This window comes from Streptomyces anulatus (genome assembly GCF_000721175.1).
GTDB classification, from domain to species: Bacteria; Actinomycetota; Actinomycetes; order Streptomycetales; family Streptomycetaceae; genus Streptomyces; species Streptomyces anulatus_C.
Genome location: NZ_JOEZ01000016.1, coordinates 390,104 through 411,729, shown reverse-complemented (window position 1 = coordinate 411,729; position 21,626 = coordinate 390,104). Strand labels below are relative to the sequence as shown.

The following is a 21,626-nucleotide window of genomic DNA, read 5'->3' as shown; positions in this document are numbered from 1 at the left end:
AACGCGGTCGCAGTCACCTGCGGACTCCGCGGGCGGTGATCGCCTGACGGTACAGCTCGGCCGTTCCGGCCGCCGCCCTGGCCCAGGTGAAGCGGTCCAGCACCCGCTCGCGGCCCGCCGCGCCGAGCCGGGCGCGCAGCTCTGGGTCGGCCAGCAGCCGGGCCAGCGCCCCGGCCAGCGCGTCCGCGTCGCCGGGCGCCACGGCGAGGCAGGTCTCCCCGTCGCGGCCGGAGACCTCGGGGATCGCGCCGCCGGTGGTGGCGACCAGGGGGGTGCCGGTGGCCATGGCCTCGGCGGCGGGCAGCGAGAACCCCTCGTACAGGGAGGGCACGCAGGAGATTTGGGCGCTGCGCACGAGGTCGACCAGTTCGGCGTCGCTGATGCCCTTGACGAACTCGACGGCGTCCGCGAGGCCGTGCCGCTCGATCGCGCGGGCGACCGGCCCGTTCTCGGCGCGCTTGCCGACGACGACGAGGTGGGCGGCGGGGTTCTCGGTGCGGAGCTTGGCGAGCGCGTCGACGAGGTGGACGAGGCCCTTGAGCGGGACGTCGGCGCTGGAGGTGGTGACGATGCGTCCTGGCACCTCGGCGACCGAGGGGTCGGGCGACCACAGGTCGGTGTCGGCGCCGATGTGGACGACGCTGATCCGGTCCGCGCGTACGCCGAGGTCCTCGACGATCTCGTCGCGGGAGGAGCCGGAGACGGTGAGGACGGTGTCCAGCTTGCGGGCGACCCGTTTCTGCATCCGGGTGAAGGCGTACCAGCGGCGTACGGAGGCGCGGCGGCGGCGGCTGGTCGCGGCTTCCAGGTCGAGCCTGCGGTCCACGGTGATGGGGTGGTGGATCGTCGTCACGAGCGGGGCCCCGAGCTCGCCGAGGAGCCCGTAGCCGAGGGTCTGGTTGTCGTGGACGACGTCGAACTCGCCGCGCCGGGCCAGCAGGTGGCGGCGGGCGCGCAGGCTGAAGGTGAGCGGCTCGGGGAAGCCGCCGGTCCACATGGTGGCGACCTCGGCCAGGTCGATCCAGTCCCGGTACTCGCCCCACTTCGGCGTACGGAAGGGGTCGGGCTGCCGGTAGAGGTCGAGGCTGGGCAGCTCGGTGAGCGGGACGCCCTCGTCGAGCACCGGGTAGGGCTGCGCGCCGATGACCTCGACGCTGTGGCCGAGGCGGGCGAGCTCCCGGCCGAGGTGGCGCACGTACACACCCTGGCCGCCGCAGAACGGATTGCCCTTGTATGTGAGGAGTGCGATGCGCAACGGCCGGTCGCCGCTACCGGCGGAGCCGCCGTCGCCCGCGCGGGGGCCTGTCCATATGGCCTCAGCGGTCACACTCGGCCCCCTTCTGACTGCGTGTTCGCCGGAGCGTAACCGGTCGCGCTAATCTAGAACAAGTTTCAGACTTGATAGAACAAGTTGCATACTAGATCGTTCGACGTGCATCGAATCTACCGGCAGGTAGCGTCGGCGTAACGGCCGGATCAGGTGATTCGCGCCACGACGGGCGCCCTGGCATGCTGTGCGCGCCCGGCCGGGCCGCTTCGTCCGTCCGGGTGCGGGATCAAGCCATGGATCACGGATCGTGGATCGGGGACAGCATGACCGCGGACGCCAGACCGGCAGCGCCTGCGCTGACCGAGCGCCAGGAGGCCCGTCGCCGTCGCATCCTGCACGCCAGCGCCCAGCTGGCCAGCCGGGGCGGGTTCGAGGCGGTGCAGATGCGGGAGGTGGCCGAGGCCGCCGGGGTCGCGCTGGGCACCCTCTACCGCTACTTCCCGTCCAAGATCCATCTCCTGGTCGCGACCATGCAGGACCAGCTCCAGCACATGCACACCACGCTCCGCAAACGCCCTCCGGCCGGCGACGACGCGGCCCAGCGGGTGGCCGAGACGCTGATGCGCGCCTTCCGCGCCCTTCAGCGCGAGCCGCATCTCGCGGACGCCATGGTCCGCGCCCTGACCTTCGCGGACCGCAGCGTGAGCCCCGAGGTGGACACCGTCTCCCGGCTCACCACGGCGATCATCCTGGACGCGATGGGTCTGGAGCACCCGACGCCGGAGCAGCTCTCCGCGGTGCGGGTCATCGAGCACACCTGGCACTCGGCGCTGATCACCTGGCTGTCGGGGCGGGCCTCGATCGCCCAGGTCAAGATCGACATCGAGACGGTCTGCCGCCTCATCGACCTGACGGCGGAGCCGGAGCGGGACTGAGGGCCGGACCCGGGCCGGCGCCCCTCCAGGCGCCGCCGCCCGCGAGTGCCACCACGGCCGCGCGGCGGTGGTCCGTCCACCCGGCCAGCCGGACGTCGTCCCGCCCGGCCTTGAACAGCGCCTCCCGCCGGACCCACGACCGCAGCAGCGCCGGACCGGGGTCCGGCTCGGCGCAGGCCGCGTCCACCTCGGCCTCCGGCAGCAGCCGCCGCAGTACGGGCAGGGGCCCCGGCCGACGCGTCAGCGGCTCCACGTCGATACCGACCGGGCCCGGCCCGACCGCCGCCGCGGCCAGCCCGTCGGCGTGACTGTAGGCGGCGCCCAGCCCGGGGTGGTCCGGGAGATACGGCCGGCCGTGCCCGTCCTGCCCGCACCCGGGGCAGCGCTGGGCCGGCTCCACCTCCCGCGGCGGCCGCCCGGTGACCCGGGAGGCGCACAGCCGCAGCAGCAGACGGGCCGCCACCACGTCGTCGCGCCGGGCGGGCACCCGGATTCCCGCGAGCCGTCGCCGCTCCCACGGGGCGAGCATGTCCTCGTCCAGCTCCGTGCACGCCAGCACCTCGGCGGTGGTGGCCACCAGCGCCACGGCGGCCGCGCCCTTCTCGTGCGGCGGCGGGGGACGGGTCACCGGCGCGTGGTCACCCTGCCGGCACCTCCGCGAGGCCGACGGAGCCCAGGAAGCGCTCCTTGACGCGGGCGAGGGTGCGGAAGTCGTCGATGGTGACTTCCTGCAGATCGATGCTGCTGCCCGAGATCTCCTCCAGGAGATCGATGAACTCCAGGAAGTCCATCGAGTCGATGAGGCGGGCCTCGATGAGGTCCTCGTCGACGCCGATCGGCCCGTCGAGGCCGGGATTCTTCTCGTTGAGCCACGCGACGACTTGTTCCACGGGGGAGATCGCTCCTCTTGTTCTGTTCCGGTCGGCTGTTCCGGTGACTGCCGGGAAGGGGCGGGAAGGGGAAGGTCAGGAACCGGCGGCGCGAAGCCGCTCCAAAGCCTGCTCGGCGGTGCCGTGGGCGAGGATCATCGCGTGCACCCAGCGCTCGACGCCGAAGGCGACGCAGGAGCTGTACGCGGGCCCATGGGATCCGGCGCGGATGCCGAGCCGCTCGCCGAAGAAGTTGCGGTGCCGGTTGACGGAGGCGATGGCCGTGCCGTCGGGGGCGCTGTACTCGTACTTCACCGGGTCCAGCGCCATCAGGCGGGCCCGCGATCCGCCGTTGTCGTAGAACGGGTCGTCGGCCGCGGCCCGGCTCAGGGTCAGGCCGAGCCGTCCGGCCACCTCCTGCACGAACTCACCGCCACACTCCTGGTGTTCGGTGGCGCCGTCCTTGGTACCGAGGTAGATCACCTCACGCATGTGGAACCCCCAGAGGCGGCGCAGGCCGTCGTAGTGGGTCTCGTTGCGGAAGCAGCGGCCGACCGCCGAGAGCCGCAGCCCGTCCTCGCCGACGTCCTCGCCCTCCAGGGAGAGCAGCAGGCCGTAGCAGGTCGCGGACGGCAGCACATGGCCGGTCGGGTGCAGTGGGAGGTCCTGGGGCGAGCCGCCGGAGGCCAGGCCGTCGAGCGCTTCCGGTGCGAACCGCCCGGCGGAGACGCCGAGATGGGGAAAGTTGCGGAAGAAGTCCAGCCGCGCCAGTCCGTCGGCGGACAGCAGGGGCGGCCCGACGACCTCGGGGGCGGAGAGCCGCCCGGCCAGGCCGGTCAGCAGATCGTCCAGGCCCCTCAGCAGGGCGGTGCGGACCGGGTCCAGCGTGATCAGCCCGGCACCGGGACTCCTCAGCTCGATACCCGGCAGGGCGGTGATGCTGGATGTGTTCATGAGACCGCGTCTTTCTCGGTGTGGGCCGGTCGTGCGGGACACCCACCGGATGTACGGACCGCGTCGCCGTGGCGGCGGCGGCCCTGAACAGGGCCGTCACCGGCCGGAGCGCAGGCGGGAGAACGGGCTGACGGCCCGTCACGAACTCGACCGCGCCCTTGGACATTAGGCCCGTCGCTCGCTTGTTGTCTAGACCAAAAATACCGAACGGCAGGTATCGGTTCCGTGGCCGCCGGGCACAGGACGGCATCCCATATCCCCATATGCACCGTGCACTTGACAGTCCATGCGGTCTGGACCAATCCTGCTGACCGACGTGGTCACGGCTCCTCCCACCACGGCACTGCCATCCGTCCCGCCGTCCGCGGCGACCCCGCTCCCCCGGGGTCGCCGCACGGCCGGCCGAGGAGAAGGACCTGCCATGAACCCCATGACGACACCCGCCCCTCGCCGTCGGCCCCGCCTGCACCGCGCGGCGTCGGACATCCCGTACTTCAGCGCGGACGGCGAGGCCTACCTCGCGCAGACCGCCCTGCGGGAGCTCGACAAGTCGCGTCCCCTGCGGGTGCTGTCCGAGGAGGACTTCGCCCACTGGCAGACGTACGGCTACGTCATCGTCCGCGAGGCGGTCCCCGCATCGGCGGCACGCCGACTGCTGGACTTCACCTGGGACTTCCAGGGCCTGGACCCCGAGCGGCCGGAGACCTGGTACGAGGACCGGCCGCTGCGCTCCGAGCTGGACCAGCAGCTGCACATCTACGGCTTCGTGGAGGCGTACCACCACCAACTCCTCTGGGACAACCGGCAGTCGCAGCGGGTGTACGACGCGTTCGTCGACGTATGGGACTGCGAGGAGCTGTGGGTCACCCTGGACCGGCTCAACCTCAACCCGCCCAACCGGGGCAACCGTGACCGCGCCCTGATCGAGCCGACGGACCGGGGCTTCGACATCGAGCTCCACTGGGACATCGACACCACGCTCGCCGTCCCGCCGCAGCGGGTGCAGGGCATCATCGCGCTCAACGACACCCGGCCGGAGACCGGCGGCTTCCAGTGCTGCCCGGAGCTGTTCCGGCGGTTCGACACCTGGAAGACCGGTCAGCCGGCGGACCGGGACCCCCTGCGCCCGGACATCGACCGGGCCGAACTCCCCGTCGTACGACCCGATCTGCGCCCCGGCGACCTGCTCATCTGGAACGGCCTGCTGGCCCACGGAGTGGCGCGCAACCTCTCCGAGAACGGGGTGCGGGCCGTGCAGTACCTGTCGATGATGCCCGCGCTGGAGGAACACGAGCGGCTGCGCAGGTCCCGGGTGGTGTCCTGGCGTCACCTGCGTACCCCGCGCTGGAACCGCACCCTGGTCGGCGACCCGGTGCTGCCCGAGTCGAAGCGCTACCCCACCGCGGAGCTGAACCCGCTGGGCAGCCGGCTGCTGGGGCTCGCCTCGTGGCAGGACCCGGTCGAGGACGTCGCACCCGTCGCACAGAGCGTCGGGGGCGCCGGGGGCGTCGACGACGCGGCACCCGCCGCGCGGAGCGGGGAGCCTTCGTGCGCCGCGTCTGTCTGACCCTGCCCACCCACCGGGCCTGCGCCGGCACCATCGCGGCGGTCGGTGAGGAAGCGGCGTACGGGGCACGGCAGTTCGGCGTCGAGGTGCATCTGCTCGTCCTGGACTCCTCCCCCGCGCCGGTGCTCGGCCGGCACAGGGAGGCGGTGGCTGCACTGCCCCCGTCCCCCGGTGTGACCGTCCACCACATCGACGAGGACGAGCAGCGCGCTTTCCTGCGCGAGGTGACCGTCCGGTCCGGGGCGACCCGGCCGGACCGGCTGCTGGACCTGATGCTGCCGTCCCACATCTCCTACGGCGCCTGCACCAACCGGGCGTTCCTCATCGCCCAGGCCCTCGGCTGCGGGTCCGTCCACCGCCGGGACTCCGACAGCCGCTACCAGTACCTCGACGGCGAACCGGTCTTCCCCCTCCACCAGGAACTCACCTACCTGGGCCAACGGGCGGACGGCGTAGGGAAGTCGGCGACGCGCAGCAAACTCCCACCGGGCTCCGGCGACCGGCGGGTGGCGGTGGCCGGCGGCTCCTTCGTGGGCGAGATGTCGGTGGACGTCGCGGAGATCCGCGAGCTTGACCCGGACACGTACCGCGAACTGATCGGCCTGTCGATACCCGAGGGCATGCCGGAGATCTGGCGGGGACATCTGATCGACGCGTCCTTCAGGGGTGCCGGGACGACCTCGTTCGACGGCGACCGCACGACGCTCGCCCCCATCAGCCCGATGCGCGTGGACATGTGCAACATCGCACTCGACTACGAGGTCTACAGCAGGGTCCCGCTTCCGCCCGCACCCGACACCATCGGCAGCGACTACTTCCTGCTCCACCTCGCCCACGACGCCCAACTGCCCGGAGTCGAGCACAACCGGCACATCGTCAACTTCCATACGGTGGAGCGGCGTACGGACGCCGGATTCCTCGCGTACCAGCTGCGCTTCGCGAAGTTCCTGCTGTCGAAGGCGTACCTGAACACCGTGTACGCGAGGACGGCTGCGGCCGGAGACGCGCTGCTCGACGCCGAGGGCCGCATCCGGGCGTCCGTGGTCGCCGGGTACGTACGGGACAGCGTCGGCCTCGACCGTACGGAAACCGCCCGCCGCGTCGACGTCATCGACCGGGCCTACCGGCGGCTCGGAGGCCGCTACACGACGGTCGCGGACACACTCGCGGAGAGCCGTACCCGGCTCCTGGACGAGGCCCGGGACGACATGGCCGACTTCGCACTCCTGATGGACCACTGGGAGGCGCTGTCAGGTGCGAGCGCCGAAGCGGGCCTGGGGCAGCAGGTCCGGGCCGTGAACCGATGAACTCCGCCGCCGGCAAGGACACCATGCACCCGAGCCCCTCGCACACCACCACGACCACGGTCACCGTCGCCTACGCGGGCGGTGAGGAGCGACGTGGCCCGGTCACCATGGGCCAGGCCAACATGATCCGCTGCATCCTGCGGGACGACCCCACCCACATCAACATCCACGATGTGTGGCCCGTCCCCGAGGGCACCACCGTGGCGGCCGTCACCGACGCCCTGCGCGCCCTGGCCGTACGGCACGAGGGGCTGCGCACCACCTTCCCACACCCGCCGGAGGCCGCACCGGTCGACCAGGTCGTGGCAGCGGAGGGCGCGTTCACGGTGAACGTACTCGACCACGCCGAACTCCCCGCCGATCCGGTGGGGTACGCGGAGTCGGTGGCGCGGGCGGCCCGGGCCGGGCGCTTCGCCCTGGAGCGGGAGTTCCCGCTGCGGATCACCCTGCTCACCGTGGCCGGAGCACCGGTCCACGTGGCGCTGGCGTTCAGCCACGCGGTGGCCGACGGCAGCGCGATGGCCATCCTGCGCGAGGAGTTCACCGAGCTGCTGGCGGGCAAGGAGCTGCCGGGGCTCGCTTCCCTGCCCCCGGTCGACCTGGCCGCCGTGGAGGCCTCCCCGGCCGGACTGCGGAAGTCGGAGGCTTCCCTGCGGTACTGGGAGCGGATCCTCCGCACCGGGCCGCAGGAGATGTTCGCGGAGCCGCGTGGCAGGAGGCCGGGGACCGACGAGGAGGCCCGGCAGCTGACGCTGCGCTCCCGTCGAGGCAGCCGGGCGCTCGCCGGGGCGGCCCGCCGTACCGGACACCCCGAGGCCACCGTGCTGATGGCCGCCTGGTGCGCCCTGGTGGCCCACCGGGCGGGCCAGGACTGCTGTGTCACCGCCGTCCCGAGCGCCAACCGGTTCCACCCCCGGGTCGCCCGTTCGGTGACCACCACGTCCCAGGACGCGCTGCTCCACCTGGACGTCCAGGTGCCCGCCTTCGACGCCCTGGTCGCCCGGACCTGGGGGGCGGTGCTCAACGCCTACCGGCACAGCCAGTTCGACTCCGTACGCCTGTGGGAGATGATCGTCCGGGTCACCGCCGAGCGCGGCAGCCACTTCGGCCGGGACGTGGTGTTCAACGACGTGAGCGCCCTGCCCGCCCCGCTCCTGGGCACCGTCGCGACGGACCGCGACGACGCCGAGCAGGAGCTGATCTGGGGGCCGCCCCAGACGCTGCCGACCCGGCTGCTCGCCTTCACGTACCGGACGGTGCCCCAGCTCCACATCTCCCTGTGGGCCGCCCCCTCGCTCTTCACCCCCGAGGAGGCGGAGAGCTTCCTCTCCGGGCTGGTCCTGCTCCTGGAGGCGGCCGCCGCCGGGGACGTGCCGATGGAGGCGCTGGCCGAGGTGACGGGAGTCCGCACCGCCGAACGCGGTTCCGGCTGGCTCCGGGTGGACGGCTGCTGGGTCTCGCCCGACGCCGTGCGCGAGACCCTCGGCCGGGCGGTGGGCGGACTGCCGGTGCGGGTGGCCGAGGAGCCCGGACCGGACGGGACGGCGGACGGCACTGCGGAGGGGGTGGCCGACGCGGAACGGCACCTGACGGCGTACATCGCCCGCGGTGACACCTCGTTGACGCCCGAGGAGGCCCACCGGGCGCTGACCGCCCTCATCCCGGCCGCCGGTTCAGGGGTCCTGGCACCCCACCGCTACGTACTCGTCGAGAACCCACCCACCGAGCCGGACCGGAGCGACGCGTGGCGTCGGCTGCAGATCATCGAGGAAGGGACCGGCAGAAGCCGGCAGGTGCGACATGAGCGTTGACGACACGACCCTCCGGAAGCCCGAGCTGCTGCCCAGCCCTTGGCGGTCGGGCCGGTTCCGGCTGTTCTTCACGGCCCGCAGCGCGTCGCTGCTGGCCGACGGCATGCTGATGGTGTCGCTCACCACGGCGGTGCTGGGAGCGGGCCACGGGGCGAGCGGCGTCGGGTACGCGCTGGCCGCGTGGATGACCCCGATCGTCCTGCTGGTGCTGTTCGGCGGGGTGCTGGCGGACCGGTTCACCCCGCAGCTGATGATGATCTGCGCGGACCTGGTGCGCATGCTGGCCATGATCACACTGGGAGCGCTGCTCTTCTGGTCGGACAGTGTCCCGCTGTGGCAGATCATGGGGCTGATGGCGCTCAGCGGTGCCGCGACGGCGATGTTCCAGCCAGGGATGGCGAGCATGGTCCCGCGGGTCGCGGAGGACATCCAGAAGGCCAACGCGCTGCTGCGGATCTCCGAGGCCCTGAGCACCCTGCTGGGCCCGGGCCTGGCGGGCATCCTGGTCGCGTACTGGCAGGTCTCGGGCTCGTACCTGGTCATCGCGGCGGCGTACGCGCTCAGCGCCCTGGTCCTGCTCCCCCTGCGGAAACTGCACACGGAGCGCGACGAGGGCGACGCCCCGATGTGGCGCAGGCTCGCGACGGGCTGGCAGGAGTTCCGGTCGCGCCAGTGGCTGTGGGGCGTCATCGCGGTCTGGTCCGTCTACGGCCTGTTCGTGTTCGGCCCCGCGCTGCCGCTGGGCGCGGCGCTGATGATCGAGCAGCACGGGGCGAGCGGGTACGGCTGGATCGCCTCGGCGGACGGCGCGGGCACGATCATCGGCGGCCTGATCGGCATGCGGGTCCGCCCCCGCCGCCCCCTCGTCGCGGGCGCCCTGGCCATGCTCTGCTTCGCGCTCAACCCCTTGGCCCCGGCCCTGGAATGGTCCTTCGCGGCGACGGCGATCGCGCATGTCATCGCGGGCTACGGCTTCGCGTTCTGGGGGGTGATGTGGGCGACCAGCGTCCAGTCGCACATCCCGCTGACGGTCCTGAGCCGCGTCTCCGCGTACGACGTCGCCGGCTCGATCATGGTCATCCCGCTGGGTCGCGCCCTAGCGGGCCCGGCGGCGGACGCGTTCGGCGCGAACGAGGTGCTGATCTTCTCGTCGGTGATGTCGTTCGTGCTGCTGGCGGTCATGCTCAGCGTCCCGGCGATCCGCGCGCTGCGGCGGGCACCGGCGGGCGTGCTGAGCAAGCCGGCCGCCGAACCGGCGGTCTGACCCGTTCCACCGGGGTACGGCGTACCGGTCAGACCCGCATGACCGGTACGTCGTACTGCGGGATCCAGGCGTTGCGGGTGACGAGGACCAGTCGATGGGCCTGCGCCTGCGCGACGAGCAGTCGGCCGAAGGGGTCCTGGTGGACCATCGGCAGCCGCCCGGCCCGCACCCCGTGCGCGGCGGTGACGGGGAGACTCGGGAACGCGAGGTCGCGCACGCGCTCGGCGAGGTCGCCAGGTCCCTCCAGTAGCCCGAGGTGCTGTTTGAAGGTGATCTCCCAGGGCGAGACGGCGCTGATGTGTAAGGCGTCGGCGGAATCGAGGAGGTGTTTGGCCTCCTCGGACAGCTGAGGTGCGTCGTCGAGCCACCACAGAATCACCGGGGTGTCGAGGAGAAGGCGCATCACGCCATCCCGAAGGCTGCGGAGATACCGGGGTGGGGATCGTCGAAGTGAGGAGCGATCCGAACCTGTCCACGCAATGAGCCACGCCCGCCGCGCCGCACGGTCGACTCCCGTACAGGTACGGCAGGCTCGCCCGCCCCGCTGATCACGACCGGCCGCCGGTCGACGAGCTGGATCAGAGTGCCGCGAAACAGTGGCCTGGCGGGCAGCGCCGAACGCCGCCGTAGGAGACGCCACAACCTCCTCATGACATCACCGAGTGGCCGACCATCGTCGGCACGGGAACGACAGCGGGGGTCACGACCTCCGCCCAGATCGTCTTCCCGATCCCGGCCGGCCGTTCCTTCACCCCCCAGCAGAAGGCCAACGCGTCGACGATCAGCAGCCCGCGCCCACCTGTCTCCAACTCACCGGGCCACCGCACCCGGGGCCGGCCTCGCCCGGCATCGCTCACCTCCAGCCGGAGCGACGCGCCCCGCTCCCGGCACACGATGCGTACGCCGATCATCCTGTCGCCGGGAACGGCAACCCGCAGGGCGTTGGTGACGAGCTCGGACAGCAGCAACTCCCCTACGTCAGTGGGCGCCTGGACGGCCCGCCACTCGCCGAGCTTGGCGCGCAGGAGGGCACGGGCCCGGGGGACACTGCTGCGGCGACGGGCCAGGCGAAGGCTGGCCTCGTGAGTTTCGGACTGCTCTGCCATGACACTCCCCAGCGGACGGACGACGGGACAGCGAGTGCCGCTCGGAGGAGCGACGTTGAGGTGTCTCGTACTGAAGCGTGCCCGTACAACTCGCACTGGCGCAACGTTGAATGGATTCCTGGTGCTCAATTCACTCGTTCGGACATACCGTGGCCGCTGTCATCGCCGGACTGATAAGGAGTGAGGTATGCCATCCGTAAAGCCATCCACCGTTCTGGGACGTCAACTCGGCGACGAGTTGCGCCGCTTCCGTGAGGCCGCAGGCTTCTCCACGGCTGATGCCGCAGAGTTCCTCGACTGCACCAAGGGCAAGATCAGCCGCATCGAGAACGGTCATGTGCCGGTCCGTACGCCTGACCTGGCCGCCCTCATACACGCGTACGGCGTGACGGACCAGGAAGCCCGTGACCGCCTGGCGTCGCTCGCCCGCAGCGCCAACAGGCGTCGCCGTGAGGGCTGGTGGCACCAGTTCGGAGACGTACTGGGAGACACGTACCGCGACTACATCGAGATGGAGACCATCTGCGACAGCATCAAGTCGTTCCAGGTACAACTGGTACCAGGTCTTCTCCAGACGCCCGCCTACGGAAGGGCTGTGACGGTTGCCTCCCGCGCGTGGCAGACCGCGGAGGAGATCGACCAGTTCGTGCAGGTCCGCATGGCACGGCAGGAACGGCTGACCGGGGACGACCCCATGGAATTCTGGGCCGTCCTCGCGGAAGGGGTACTTCGCCAACAGGTCGGCGGGCCGACCGTGATGCACGACCAGTTGCAGCACCTGGCAGACCTGGCCGAGCGCCCCAACATCACTGTCCAGGTGCTGCCGTTCTCACGCGGGGCACACCCGGGTATGTTCGGTCCGTACTTGATGCTCAGCTTTCCCAGGGTCTCGGCGCTCGATCTCGTCCTGACCGAAACTCCGACCGGCAACATCTGGATCGAGCGGGAATCCGACGTGGCTCAGTACCGCGAGCTCTTCGACGACGCCCGCATGTCCGCGTTGCCGCCAACGGAATCGCTCAGCATGATCCGACATATCGCCAAGGAGCACAGACCATGACCCAGGACCGCGTCCACGTCACCCCGCCCGAGCTCGACGAGGCCGCCTGGCGCACCAGCAGTTACAGCGGCGGGCAGGGCGAGTGCGTAGAGGTAGCCCCCAACCTCCCCCACCTGGTCCCGGTCCGCGACAGCACCCGCCCCGCCGGCCCCGCCATCGCCTTCGGCCGCGACGCCTGGCAGGCCTTCGTCGGCGACCTGGCGTAATCCGGCCAAGGTCTCACGGCACAGCGGTTTGTTCACTCACCGGTGGTTCGTGCTGGCTGCTTTCGTCGTTGCTGGTGGGAACAACGGCATGGCAGCATCCCGTATGTGACTGACAACGGGGATGACATAGCCAAGCCGGCACGCCGGTCGAAGCTCGCCGATCTGGCCGACTCGACCGTGCCCGGGAATCCGGCAGGAACCACCCTTCCGGCAGACGGGCCGGCAGCGAAGCGCGCGGAGAAGCCAGTAGAAGCGCTGGCGTCCGCCCGGCGCGAATTCGCCATTCTGCTGGGCGAGTTCCGGCGTACGGCTGTCCTGGTTCCGTTCGACGCGTACGGGAGTCTGTGGACGGCGGACCAGAACGGCGTCCGCTGGATCTGCGCGTTCTCGGACGAAGAGGCTCTCGCCCGGTTCGCGCACGCACAGGGCGAAGGCGAGCGGGAGTGGACGTACCGAACCATTCTCGGTGCGCGTCTGCTGGACGTGATGGTGCCGATGCTGCCGGGCCCGGCAGGAGTCGCGCTGGACGCGGGAAGTACGGACGGCGTGCTGTTTCCGCCGGTCGCGGGCATCGTGCCCGACCACGTGGCAGTGGACCTCGGGGAGACGGCGTGAGCGGGGACAACGCGGATCTGGACGTGCCTCCGGCGGCATTGGCGCAGATCGCGAAGGGCATCGACCTGGCACATGCCGAGTTGAAGGAACTCGGCATGATCGGGCAGGCGTCGGCCGGCCGGGGATTCTCCGATGTCGCCCTGTCCGGCCTGGAGCTGGGGCACGGCGGGCTGGCCTCGCAGTTCGAGACGTTCTGCAAACGGTGGGAGTGGGGAGTACGGGCACTCACACAGCGCGGCAACAATTTCGCGCTGGGTGTCGGACTGTCCGCCGGCTCGTTCGCGGAGCAGGAGCGATACATCAAGGACTCGTTCAAGATCGCCATGAACTCGACCAACGGCAACCCCTACCTGTCCGAGGACGAGGTCAAGGGCATGAGCTGGGACTCGATCAGCAAACAGCACGCCTGGGACAACCCGGACTGGAGCGCGGACTCGTTCACCGAGGCCCACGACGAGGTGAAGCAGCAGTGGAAGGACACCGGGTACGACGTCGGGGATGCGCTGCTGGACGCTTCGGGGGTCGACGCGGAGCAGCGAGAAGGAATCGACGCATGGGCCGAGGAGCACCTCGATCCGTCGGATGAGACCGTGGCACAGGCCGAGGAACCGCGCTGGGGGCAGAACCGCTGATGGTGGACTGGCGAGGGGGACTCGACAAGGTCGTCGACGGAACAGTCCGGGGCCTGGACAAGGGCAAGGAACTCCTGGGTCAGGGAGTCGACGCCGCGACGGACAAGGTCGGCGCCGGACTGGACAAGGTCGGTGCGCACGACTGGGCGGACAAGGTCGAGGACTGGGGGGACGAGACCGCGTCCACGCTGGGCGCCGAGGTCGGCGAACAACAGCTCGGTCAGAGTGAGGAGGCCGACGAGCTGATTCACGGGCGACCGGAGAAGATCACCGCGACGATCAAGAACCTGCGCGATTTCCAGAAGGCGTTCGACCTCGTCGGCGGCGGGATGAAGAAGCTGGACGCGGCACACTGGCGTGGGGTGGCCGCCGACACATTCCGGGACAAGTTCCAGACACTGCCCACGGATTGGCTGCGTGCGGCGGACGCCTTCGAGGATGCGGCGAAGGCCTTGGAGACGTACTCCTCCACGGTCACCAGTGCGCAGGGCAAGGCACGGGAGGCCATCGCCCTCTACAAGGAAGGCAGGCAGGACTCCGAGAAGGCCGTCTCGGCGTACAACAAGAAGGTCGACGCTTACAACACGGCTCGGACCACCGACCAGCCGCTCCCCCATCCCGGTACGTTCTCCGATCCGGGTGTGGCCAAGCAGAAGCGGGCCCAGGAGGTTCTGGAGGACGCGCGCCGGGCACGGAACGAAGCGGCCGAGCAGGCGAAGAGCGCTGTCACGGCGGCGATGGCTCATGCGCCGAAGGAGCCGACCGGAACGAACCTGCTCAAGAACGAGCTGTACGACCACGGCCTGGCCCAGGGTGTCGAACTGGCCCATCTCGGCGGCGGAGTACTCAAGGGCACCGGCGGTCTGGTGAGTTTCCTCCGCCAGACGAATCCGATCGACCCGTACAACCTGACCCACCCGGCGGAGATGTACAAGGGCGTCAACATGACGCTGTCCGGCCTGACCAGGACGGTCGCCAACCCTGACCGGGCCCTGGAAGGCGCCTGGGACGCATTCAAGGGCGACCCGACCGAATTCGTCGGCCGCATGCTCCCGGAGGCGCTCGGGACAAAGGGAGCCGGAACGCTGAAGGGCGGCCTGCGGGCGGGGCTTCGCGGAGGGATGGAGCCGGAGAAGCCTCCGAAGCCGCCGGGGCCGGCGCGCGAGGGTGTGCATGACCCGGCCGAGCCCTCGCGTACGGAACGCGCACCGGAGCAGGACCCGTCCGACCCCGTGGACATGGCGACCGGGGCGATGTATCTGCCGCAGACGGACATCGTGCTGCCGGGCACGCTGCCCCTCGTGTTCCGCCGCCGTGTCGCCTCCGACTACCGGTCGGGGCGCTGGTTCGGCCCGTCATGGTCCTCCACCGCGGACCAACGCCTGGAGATCGACTCCGAAGGCGTCATCTTCGTGTCCGAGGACGGTTTACTGCTGTCCTATCCGCACCCGGCCCCTGGCATTCCGGTCCTGCCCAGCCACGGCCCGCGCTGGCCACTCGACAGGGACATCAGCGGCGACTACACGATCACCGACCCGGAAGCCGGCCGGGTCAGACATTTCGCAACGCACGTCGACGGCACCGAGGCACTGCTCACCCAGCTGGACGACCGCAACGGAAACTGGATCACCTTCGAGTACGCCCCGTCCGGTGCCCCGGCCTCGATCGTGCACCACGGCGGCTACCACCTGAAGCTCACTACCGAGAGCGGAAGGATTACCGCACTGCACCTTCTGGGCGGCAGCCATGACGGCAGCGACCAGCAGATCCTTCACTACGACTACACCGACGGCCACCTGACCGAGATCACCAACTCCTCCGGTCTGCCCCTGCGCTTCACCTACGACGAACGCGGCCGCGTCACATCCTGGACCGACAGCAACGACAGCAGCTACCACTACGCGTACGACGACCTTGACCGGTGCATCTCCGAGGGCGGCTCGGAAGGCCATATGGCGCTAAGCCTGGAATACACCGCCCCCGACCCGGCGACAGGCCACCGCGTCACGACAGCGACGACGCCCGGCGGAGCGGTCCACCGTTATCTGATCAACAAAGCCCACCAGATCATCGCGGAGACGAACCCGCTCGGCGCAACGACGCACTTCGAGCGAGACCGCCGCAACCGACTACTCTCCCGTAAAGACCCGCTGGGCCGAGCCACCCGCTTCACGTACGACGAGTCCGGGCAATTGACCTCAGCGGTCCGCGCGGACGGCGGGGAGATATCCGCCGAGTACAACAGCCTCGGCCTGCCGACGCGCATCACCAATCCGGACCGGACGGTGATCCTGCAGGAGTACGACGACCGTGGCAACCGGATCGCGGTGACCGACCCGTCGGGGGCCGTGACCCGCACGACGTACAACGCGGCGGGGCACCCGACCTCCGTCACGGACGCGTTGGCCAACACGACACGCATACGCAGCAATGCGGCTGGCCTGCCTGTCGAGATCACAGACCCGCTCGGCGCGACGACGCGGATAGAACGAGACGCCTTCGGTCGTCCGGTAGCCGTCACAGACCCGCTCGGCGCGATCACCCGCCTTGTATGGACACCGGAGGGCAAACTCGCCCGACGCGCGGACGCCGACGGAAGCACCCAGTCCTGGACGTACGACGGCGAAGGCAACGCCCTCACCCACACCGACGCCATGGGATCGGTGTCCCGCTTCGAGTACACGCACTTCGACCTCTTGGCGACCCGCATCGGTCCCGACGGAGTGCGCTACGAATTCACCCACGATCACGAGCTCCGCCTCACCCAGGTCCTCAACCCTCAGGGCCTGACGTGGAACTACGCCTACGACCCCGCCGGCCACCTGATATCCGAAACGGACTTCGACAACCGCACGCTCAGCTACACACGCGACGCGGCCGGTCGGCTCACAACGCGTACGGATGCCCTCGGCCAGACCACTCGCTACGAGCGCGACGAGTTGGACCGCATCGTCCGCAAGGATGCGGCAGGCGCCGTCACCACCTTCACGTACGACCTCACCGGCCAACTCGCGGAAGCAGTCAACGCGGACGCAACCGTCACCTGGCTCCGCGACCGGTACGGCCGCCTCAAGTCGGAGACCGTCAACGGCCGGACCTTGTCGTACACCTACGACGAACTGGGCCGCCGGACCGGACGTACGACGCCCAGCGGGGCGGTCAGCACCTGGACCTACGACGCGGCAGGACGTCGGACCTCTCTCACGACGTCGGGCCGCACTCTCACTTTCGAGCACGACGCGGCGGGCCGGGAAGTCACCCGTCGTCTGGGCGAACACGTCACCATAGCCTCGCAGTTCGACACGGTAGGACGCCTCACTACCCAGCAGGTCACCGGATCGGGCCGCAGCATCCAGCGCCGCGACTACACCTACCGCGCCGACGGCCACCTCGTTGGCCTCACCGACCAGCTCTCCGGAACGAAAGCATTCGATGTCGACACGGCGGGCCGCGTCACGGCTGTCCACGCCGCGAACTGGACGGAGCGGTACGCCTACGACGCGGCGGGGAACCAGACGGACGCCTCCTGGCCTGCTTCCCATCCCGGCCAGGAAGCGGTCGGCAGGCGCTCCTACACGGGCACCACGATCACCCGCGCCGGCAACGTCCGCTACGAGCACGACGCCCTCGGCCGCATCACCCTCCGCCAGAAGACCCGCCTTTCACTGAAGCCGGACACCTGGCGGTATGACTGGGACGCGGAGAGCCGAATCGTCGCGGTGACTACACCGGACGGGGCTCGATGGAGCTACACGTACGACCCGCTTGGTCGCCGCACAGCGAAAGAGAACACGTCTCCCACCAGTTCGAGTTTCGGGGATCGTGTCGAATATTCGTGGGACGGCAGAACGCTTTGTGAGCAAACCACCAGATCGGCGCAGCTGCCTGCCCCAGTAGCTATCACCTGGGACTACGATGATGCTCGCCCCATCGCTCAATCAGAACACATTACGTCCACGACGCCCAAGGCCAACCAGTCTCCCGACGAAAGCCGCTTCTTCGCCATAACTACCGACCCGGTCGGTACCCCCAACGGGCTGGTCGACGAAAGTGGCAACATGGCCTGGCATACGCGCTCCACGCTCTGGGGAACAACCGCTTGGGCCACAGACAGTACTAGTTACACCCCACTGCGATTTCCTGGCCAATATTTCGACCCGGAAACCGGCCTGCATCACAACCATTTCCGCACCTACGACCCCGAAACAGCACGCTACCTCACACCTGACCCTCTCGGATTGCTTCCGTCACCAAACCCGACAGCCTACGTATACAACCCCACATTCCTCACAGATCGCCTTGGCCTCGCACCGGACGGGTGCCAAGATCCCATTCCGATTTACCGCACCCCTAAGGGGGTAGATGCCCTACATGAACTCAATCACGGACCCAACCCGAAGAATCACCAGCCAGGAATCGACATAGGCGGAGGCATCATGTCGGACGGAAAGATTTATTTTGGGGAGAAATCAGTGGCTGCCGAATACGCAGGCCCCAATGGCATTAACTTCGCCAAGGGAATGGTGCAGTATGACATGAACCGCTCATTCTTGGCAGAATTCGCTGATCACGTAAAGGTTCACGACAGGAACGGCCCGGGTGGAGGCGTTCGGCTGGAGTTTGCAATACCGGTGGAGAAATTGGAAAGATTTAACGAGTTGACCCAGAACAGGTCTTGGGTTTCGATCTTTGGAGGTCCGGAATGACGTGGAAGAACGAAGAGGAAGTAGATGTCGTGATTACCGCTGTCGCGCCGGTCGGATCTCAAGTCTGCGCCGACGGCATTACAGGATTTATCGACCAGGTCAAGCATCCTTCCTGGTGGTCGGGGGATGTAGCTCCCCCTCAGGTCGGTGACCAACTGCACGCAGTCGTACTCGATGAAACAAGGAATCCGCCTCGTCTCAGCGCACTCCAGAGGGACATCGAGATCGCACGGGCACTGCGCGAACGGAAGTGATCTCGGATGTGTCGGATCTCCCACCGCACCGGCGGTCCGGCGCTGGCCTGATCCAAGTAGCCGCCCGTAGCAGCCGGACCCTTCACTCCTCCGGCGGAAAAACCACCTCCCCCGACCCCGCCAGCGTCAGCGTGATCGCCTCCACCGGGCAGCCCTCCGCCGCCGCGAGGACCTGCTCGCCCGCGTCCCGGTTCTCCTCGGTCGGGTGGGACTGCCGGGCCGAGTCCAGGTGGAAGGCGTCGCCCGCGTGGTTGACGCACATGCCGGAGCCGATGCAGACCGAGCGGTCGACCTCCACGTGCCAGCGGTCGCCCATCACGCCTCCCGGTAGCCGGCGGGCAGGTGGATCATCTTGTGCTCGAAGAACTCGCCGTAGCCCTCGGGGCCGAACTCGCGGCCCAGGCCCGAGTTCTTGTAGCCGCCGAAGGGGCCGAGCATGTCGAGGCTGAAGGTGTTCACGCTGTACGTGCCCGTGCGGACGCGGCGGGCCACGTCGATGCCGCGTTCCGTGTCGGCCGTCCAGACGCTGCCGCTGAGGCCGTACGGGGAGTCGTCGGCGATGCGGACCGCCTCGTCCTCGTCTCCGTACGGGATCAGACAGATCACCGGGCCGAAGATCTCCTCGCGGGCGATGCGCATGGAGTTGTCGACCGAGCCGAAGAGCGTGGGTTCGACGTACCAGCCGCGTTCCTGGGAGGCGGGGCGGTTGCCGCCGGTGAGGATCTTGGCGCCTTCCTCCTGGCCCAACCGGATGTAGTCCAGGGAGCGTTGCTGCTGGCGTTGGGCCACCAACGGGCCGAGTTCGGTGGCGGGGTCCAACGGGTCGCCCACGCGGAGCGCGCCCGCCGCTGCCGCGAAGGCCTCCGCTATCTCCTCGTAACGGCTGCGTGGGGCCAGGATGCGGGTCTGGGCCACGCACGCCTGGCCGTTGATCATCCACGCGAACGGGACGATGCCCGCCACCGCCGCCTCCAGGTCCGCGTCCGGCAGGATCACCGCCGCCGACTTGCCGCCCAACTCCAGCGTGACGCGGGTCAGGTTGCGCGACGCCACCTCCATCACGCGGCGGCCGGCCGCCACCGATCCGGTGAAGGAGACCTTGTCCACGTCCCGGTGGCCCACCAGGTACTCGCTGACCTCACGGTCGGCCGGGAGAATGGAGAGGACCCCGGGCGGCAGGCCCGCCTCCGCCGCTATCTCCGCCAACACGTACGCGTCCAGGGGGGTTTCCGGGGAGACCTTCAGCACCGCCGTGCAGCCCGCCAGCAGTGCCGGGGCCAGTTTCGCCGCGGCCGTGAACTGGGGGACGTTCCACGGGACGACCGCGGCGACCACCCCTGCCGGCTCCCGGCGGACCAGGAGCGGGCCGAGGACGCCGTCGCGCCGCTCCTCGTAAGGGAACGTGCGCGCCACCGTGATCGCCGAGTCCCAGACCATCATCGCGGCCAGCGCCTGCACCATGACGCTCGCGCTGTACGGGGTGCCGTTCTGGGCGCTGATGAGGCGGGCGAACTCCTCGTGGCGTACGGCGAAGGCGTCCTTGATCCGGGTGATCACCGCGATGCGCTCGTCCAGGCTCATCCTCGGCCAGGGGCCCTCGTCGAAGGCGCGGCGGGCAGCTGCCACCGCCCGGTCCACGTCACCCTCGGAGGCGTTCGGCACGCGGCCGATGACCTGTTCGGTGTGCGGGGAGACCACCTCGATGACCTCGGTGCCGAGCGGATCGGTGAACTCCCCGCCGATGAACAGTTGTCCGTGTTCCACAAGCTCGGTCATGGCTGTCGCCTCCCGCGGCCCGGCCCCACCAACTGACTACTCGTCAGAACTGATACCAGTTCCTGTTTCAGGAGTCCACGGTGCGGACCGCCCACACGCAAAGGATTTGGTAGACCCGGGCTACCACTGGAACAAGTTCTCGTTACAGTGGGCTCAGAGCACGCCGCGCCGACGCGGAGACGCCGAGGCAGAGATGGGGAGCCCATGACGCAGGCGACGCAGGTGACCGATCACGGCGGAGGCGTCCACAGCATCAAGGTCCCCATCCCGGACAACCCGCTGGGCCACACCCTGGTCCACCTCGTCGACACCGACCGCGGCCCTGTCCTCGTCGACACCGGCTGGGACGACCCGGCCTCCTGGGACACCCTGGTCGCCGGGCTCACCGCCCTCGGCGCCGCCGTCACCGACATCCACGGCGTCGTCATCACCCACCACCACCCCGACCACCACGGGCTCTCCGGCCAGGTCCGCGAGGCGTCCGGGGCCTGGATCGCCATGCACGAGGCCGACACCGCGATCGTCCGGCGCACCCGGAACTCCGAGCCCGGCACCTGGCTCGACTACCTCATCAGCAAGCTCGCCGCCGTCGGCGCGCCAGAGGAGCACCTCGCCCCGCTGCGCGCCGCCCGCGGCGGAGGGCGGTCGCGGACCCTTCCGGGTCTGCGCGCCGCGCTGCCCGACCGCGAGATCGTCCCCGGCGAGCTGCTCGATCTCGCCGGGCGGAGGCTGCGGGCCGTCTGGACCCCCGGGCACACCCCGGGCCATGTCTGCCTCCATCTGGAGGAGCGGCATCCGGCGGACCTGGCGGGGCACGGGCGGCTGTTCTCCGGGGACCACCTGCTGCCCGGGATCAGCCCGCACATCGGGCTGTACGAGGACCCGGACGACACCGCCGTCACCGATCCGCTCGGCGACTACCTGGCCTCGCTGGAGCGGATCGGCCGGCTCGGGGTGGCCGAGGTGCTACCCGCACACCAGCACGCGTTCACCGATGCGGGCGGGCGGGTGCGGGAGCTCCTGGACCACCACGAGGAGCGGCTGACCGGGCTCCTCACCCTGCTCGCCACGCCCCTCACCCCGTGGCAGGTGGCCGAGCGGATGGAGTGGAACCGGCCCTGGGAGCAGATCCCGCACGGGTCGCGGTCCATCGCCGTGTCGGAGGCCGAGTCCCATCTGCGTCGGCTCGTGAAGCTCGGCCGCGCGGAGGCCGTCCCGGGCGGACCCCCGGTGACGTACATCGCGGCCTGAGCCCCCGGAGCCCCGGAGTTCTCGGAGCCCCGGAGCGCCGGAA

The 21,626-nt window shown here is 69.7% G+C and carries 20 protein-coding genes; 12 read left to right on the top strand and 8 right to left on the bottom strand.

Translation table 11 applies throughout. The features are described from left to right. Nucleotides 1–13 precede the first annotated feature (13 nt). Nucleotides 14–1,327, bottom strand: a complete 1,314-nt coding sequence (locus IG90_RS0120020) for a glycosyltransferase family 4 protein (RefSeq protein ID WP_030586052.1) — start codon at nt 1,325–1,327, stop codon at nt 14–16. A 266-nt stretch (nt 1,328–1,593) separates the two neighbouring features. Here IG90_RS0120020 and IG90_RS0120015 point away from each other — a divergent pair, with 266 nt between their 5' ends. Then, the gene (locus IG90_RS0120015; RefSeq protein WP_030586051.1) at nt 1,594–2,205 is read left to right on the top strand and encodes a TetR family transcriptional regulator; all 612 of its coding nucleotides are present in this window, start codon (nt 1,594–1,596) and stop codon (nt 2,203–2,205) included. Here the strand turns inward: IG90_RS0120015 and IG90_RS0120010 are convergent. From IG90_RS0120010 to IG90_RS0120000, 3 genes are all read right to left on the bottom strand, one after another. Continuing rightward, entirely contained in the window at nt 2,171–2,833 is a 663-nt protein-coding gene (locus IG90_RS0120010) for a 4'-phosphopantetheinyl transferase family protein (protein WP_033894416.1), read from the bottom strand. The genes IG90_RS0120015 and IG90_RS0120010 overlap by 35 nt on opposite strands. Before the next feature lie 10 nt (nt 2,834–2,843). After that, nucleotides 2,844–3,095: an acetylxylan esterase gene (locus tag IG90_RS0120005; RefSeq protein WP_030586048.1), complete on the bottom strand. Its 252-nt coding sequence runs from the start codon at nt 3,093–3,095 to the stop codon at nt 2,844–2,846. 75 nt (nt 3,096–3,170) lie between these two features. Continuing rightward, on the bottom strand, nt 3,171–4,028 hold the full coding sequence (locus tag IG90_RS0120000) for a class-II aminoacyl-tRNA synthetase family protein (RefSeq protein WP_030586046.1): 858 nt from the start codon (nt 4,026–4,028) through the stop codon (nt 3,171–3,173). Between the two features lie 430 nt (nt 4,029–4,458). Between IG90_RS0120000 and IG90_RS0119995 the strand changes: the two genes are divergently transcribed. Genes IG90_RS0119995 through IG90_RS0119980 form a run of 4 tightly spaced genes read left to right on the top strand, consistent with a single transcriptional unit; the run spans nt 4,459 to nt 9,977 of the window. Beyond that, complete coding sequence (locus tag IG90_RS0119995) at nt 4,459–5,595, top strand: phytanoyl-CoA dioxygenase family protein (protein ID WP_030586044.1); 1,137 nt, start codon at nt 4,459–4,461, stop codon at nt 5,593–5,595. After that, entirely contained in the window at nt 5,577–6,902 is a 1,326-nt protein-coding gene (locus IG90_RS0119990) for a DUF6271 family protein (RefSeq protein WP_030586042.1), read from the top strand. Before IG90_RS0119995 ends, IG90_RS0119990 begins: the two co-directional genes overlap by 19 nt. Continuing rightward, on the top strand, nt 6,899–8,713 hold the full coding sequence (locus IG90_RS0119985; protein ID WP_030586040.1) for a condensation domain-containing protein: 1,815 nt from the start codon (nt 6,899–6,901) through the stop codon (nt 8,711–8,713). Before IG90_RS0119990 ends, IG90_RS0119985 begins: the two co-directional genes overlap by 4 nt. Beyond that, nucleotides 8,703–9,977, top strand: a complete 1,275-nt coding sequence (locus IG90_RS0119980; protein ID WP_030586038.1) for an MFS transporter — start codon at nt 8,703–8,705, stop codon at nt 9,975–9,977. The genes IG90_RS0119985 and IG90_RS0119980 overlap by 11 nt, the downstream gene beginning before the upstream one ends. Nucleotides 9,978–10,005: 28 nt before the next feature. On the opposite strand, the gene IG90_RS0119975 is transcribed toward IG90_RS0119980, so the two are convergent. After that, nucleotides 10,006–10,380 carry a type II toxin-antitoxin system VapC family toxin gene (locus tag IG90_RS0119975; protein ID WP_030586036.1) on the bottom strand — a complete coding sequence of 125 codons (375 nt, stop codon included), beginning with the start codon at nt 10,378–10,380 and terminating at the stop codon, nt 10,006–10,008. 244 nt (nt 10,381–10,624) lie between these two features. Then, nucleotides 10,625–11,083, bottom strand: a complete 459-nt coding sequence (locus IG90_RS0119970; RefSeq protein ID WP_030586034.1) for an ATP-binding protein — start codon at nt 11,081–11,083, stop codon at nt 10,625–10,627. 187 nt (nt 11,084–11,270) lie between these two features. On the opposite strand from IG90_RS0119970, the gene IG90_RS0119965 reads away from it, so the two are divergent. The 6 genes from IG90_RS0119965 to IG90_RS42175 all read left to right on the top strand — a co-directional run bounded on the left by IG90_RS0119965 (nt 11,271) and on the right by IG90_RS42175 (nt 18,556). Continuing rightward, a complete protein-coding gene (locus IG90_RS0119965) occupies nt 11,271–12,143 on the top strand; it encodes a helix-turn-helix domain-containing protein (protein WP_030586032.1) in 873 nt (290 codons plus the stop codon). Beyond that, nucleotides 12,140–12,349, top strand: a complete 210-nt coding sequence (locus tag IG90_RS0119960) for a DUF397 domain-containing protein (protein ID WP_030586030.1) — start codon at nt 12,140–12,142, stop codon at nt 12,347–12,349. The genes IG90_RS0119965 and IG90_RS0119960 overlap by 4 nt, the downstream gene beginning before the upstream one ends. A 105-nt stretch (nt 12,350–12,454) precedes the next feature. Continuing rightward, complete coding sequence (locus IG90_RS39580; RefSeq protein WP_030586028.1) at nt 12,455–12,964, top strand: SseB family protein; 510 nt, start codon at nt 12,455–12,457, stop codon at nt 12,962–12,964. Then, nucleotides 12,961–13,596, top strand: a complete 636-nt coding sequence (locus tag IG90_RS0119950) for a hypothetical protein (RefSeq protein WP_030586026.1) — start codon at nt 12,961–12,963, stop codon at nt 13,594–13,596. The genes IG90_RS39580 and IG90_RS0119950 overlap by 4 nt, the downstream gene beginning before the upstream one ends. Beyond that, nucleotides 13,596–18,302: a putative T7SS-secreted protein gene (locus tag IG90_RS0119945; RefSeq protein ID WP_233436018.1), complete on the top strand. Its 4,707-nt coding sequence runs from the start codon at nt 13,596–13,598 to the stop codon at nt 18,300–18,302. Before IG90_RS0119950 ends, IG90_RS0119945 begins: the two co-directional genes overlap by 1 nt. After that, complete coding sequence (locus tag IG90_RS42175) at nt 18,299–18,556, top strand: hypothetical protein (protein ID WP_078585304.1); 258 nt, start codon at nt 18,299–18,301, stop codon at nt 18,554–18,556. Before IG90_RS0119945 ends, IG90_RS42175 begins: the two co-directional genes overlap by 4 nt. Nucleotides 18,557–18,638: 82 nt before the next feature. Here IG90_RS42175 and IG90_RS0119940 read toward each other — a convergent pair whose 3' ends face one another. Together IG90_RS0119940 and IG90_RS0119935 are read right to left on the bottom strand one after the other, a co-directional pair. Next, nucleotides 18,639–18,872: a ferredoxin gene (locus tag IG90_RS0119940; protein WP_030586021.1), complete on the bottom strand. Its 234-nt coding sequence runs from the start codon at nt 18,870–18,872 to the stop codon at nt 18,639–18,641. After that, complete coding sequence (locus IG90_RS0119935) at nt 18,872–20,332, bottom strand: aldehyde dehydrogenase (protein WP_030586020.1); 1,461 nt, start codon at nt 20,330–20,332, stop codon at nt 18,872–18,874. Before IG90_RS0119935 ends, IG90_RS0119940 begins: the two co-directional genes overlap by 1 nt. A gap of 204 nt (nt 20,333–20,536) precedes the next feature. Here IG90_RS0119935 and IG90_RS0119930 point away from each other — a divergent pair, with 204 nt between their 5' ends. Further along, complete coding sequence (locus tag IG90_RS0119930) at nt 20,537–21,583, top strand: Strvi_7410 family MBL fold metallo-hydrolase (protein ID WP_030586018.1); 1,047 nt, start codon at nt 20,537–20,539, stop codon at nt 21,581–21,583. Nucleotides 21,584–21,626: the final 43 nt, after the last annotated feature.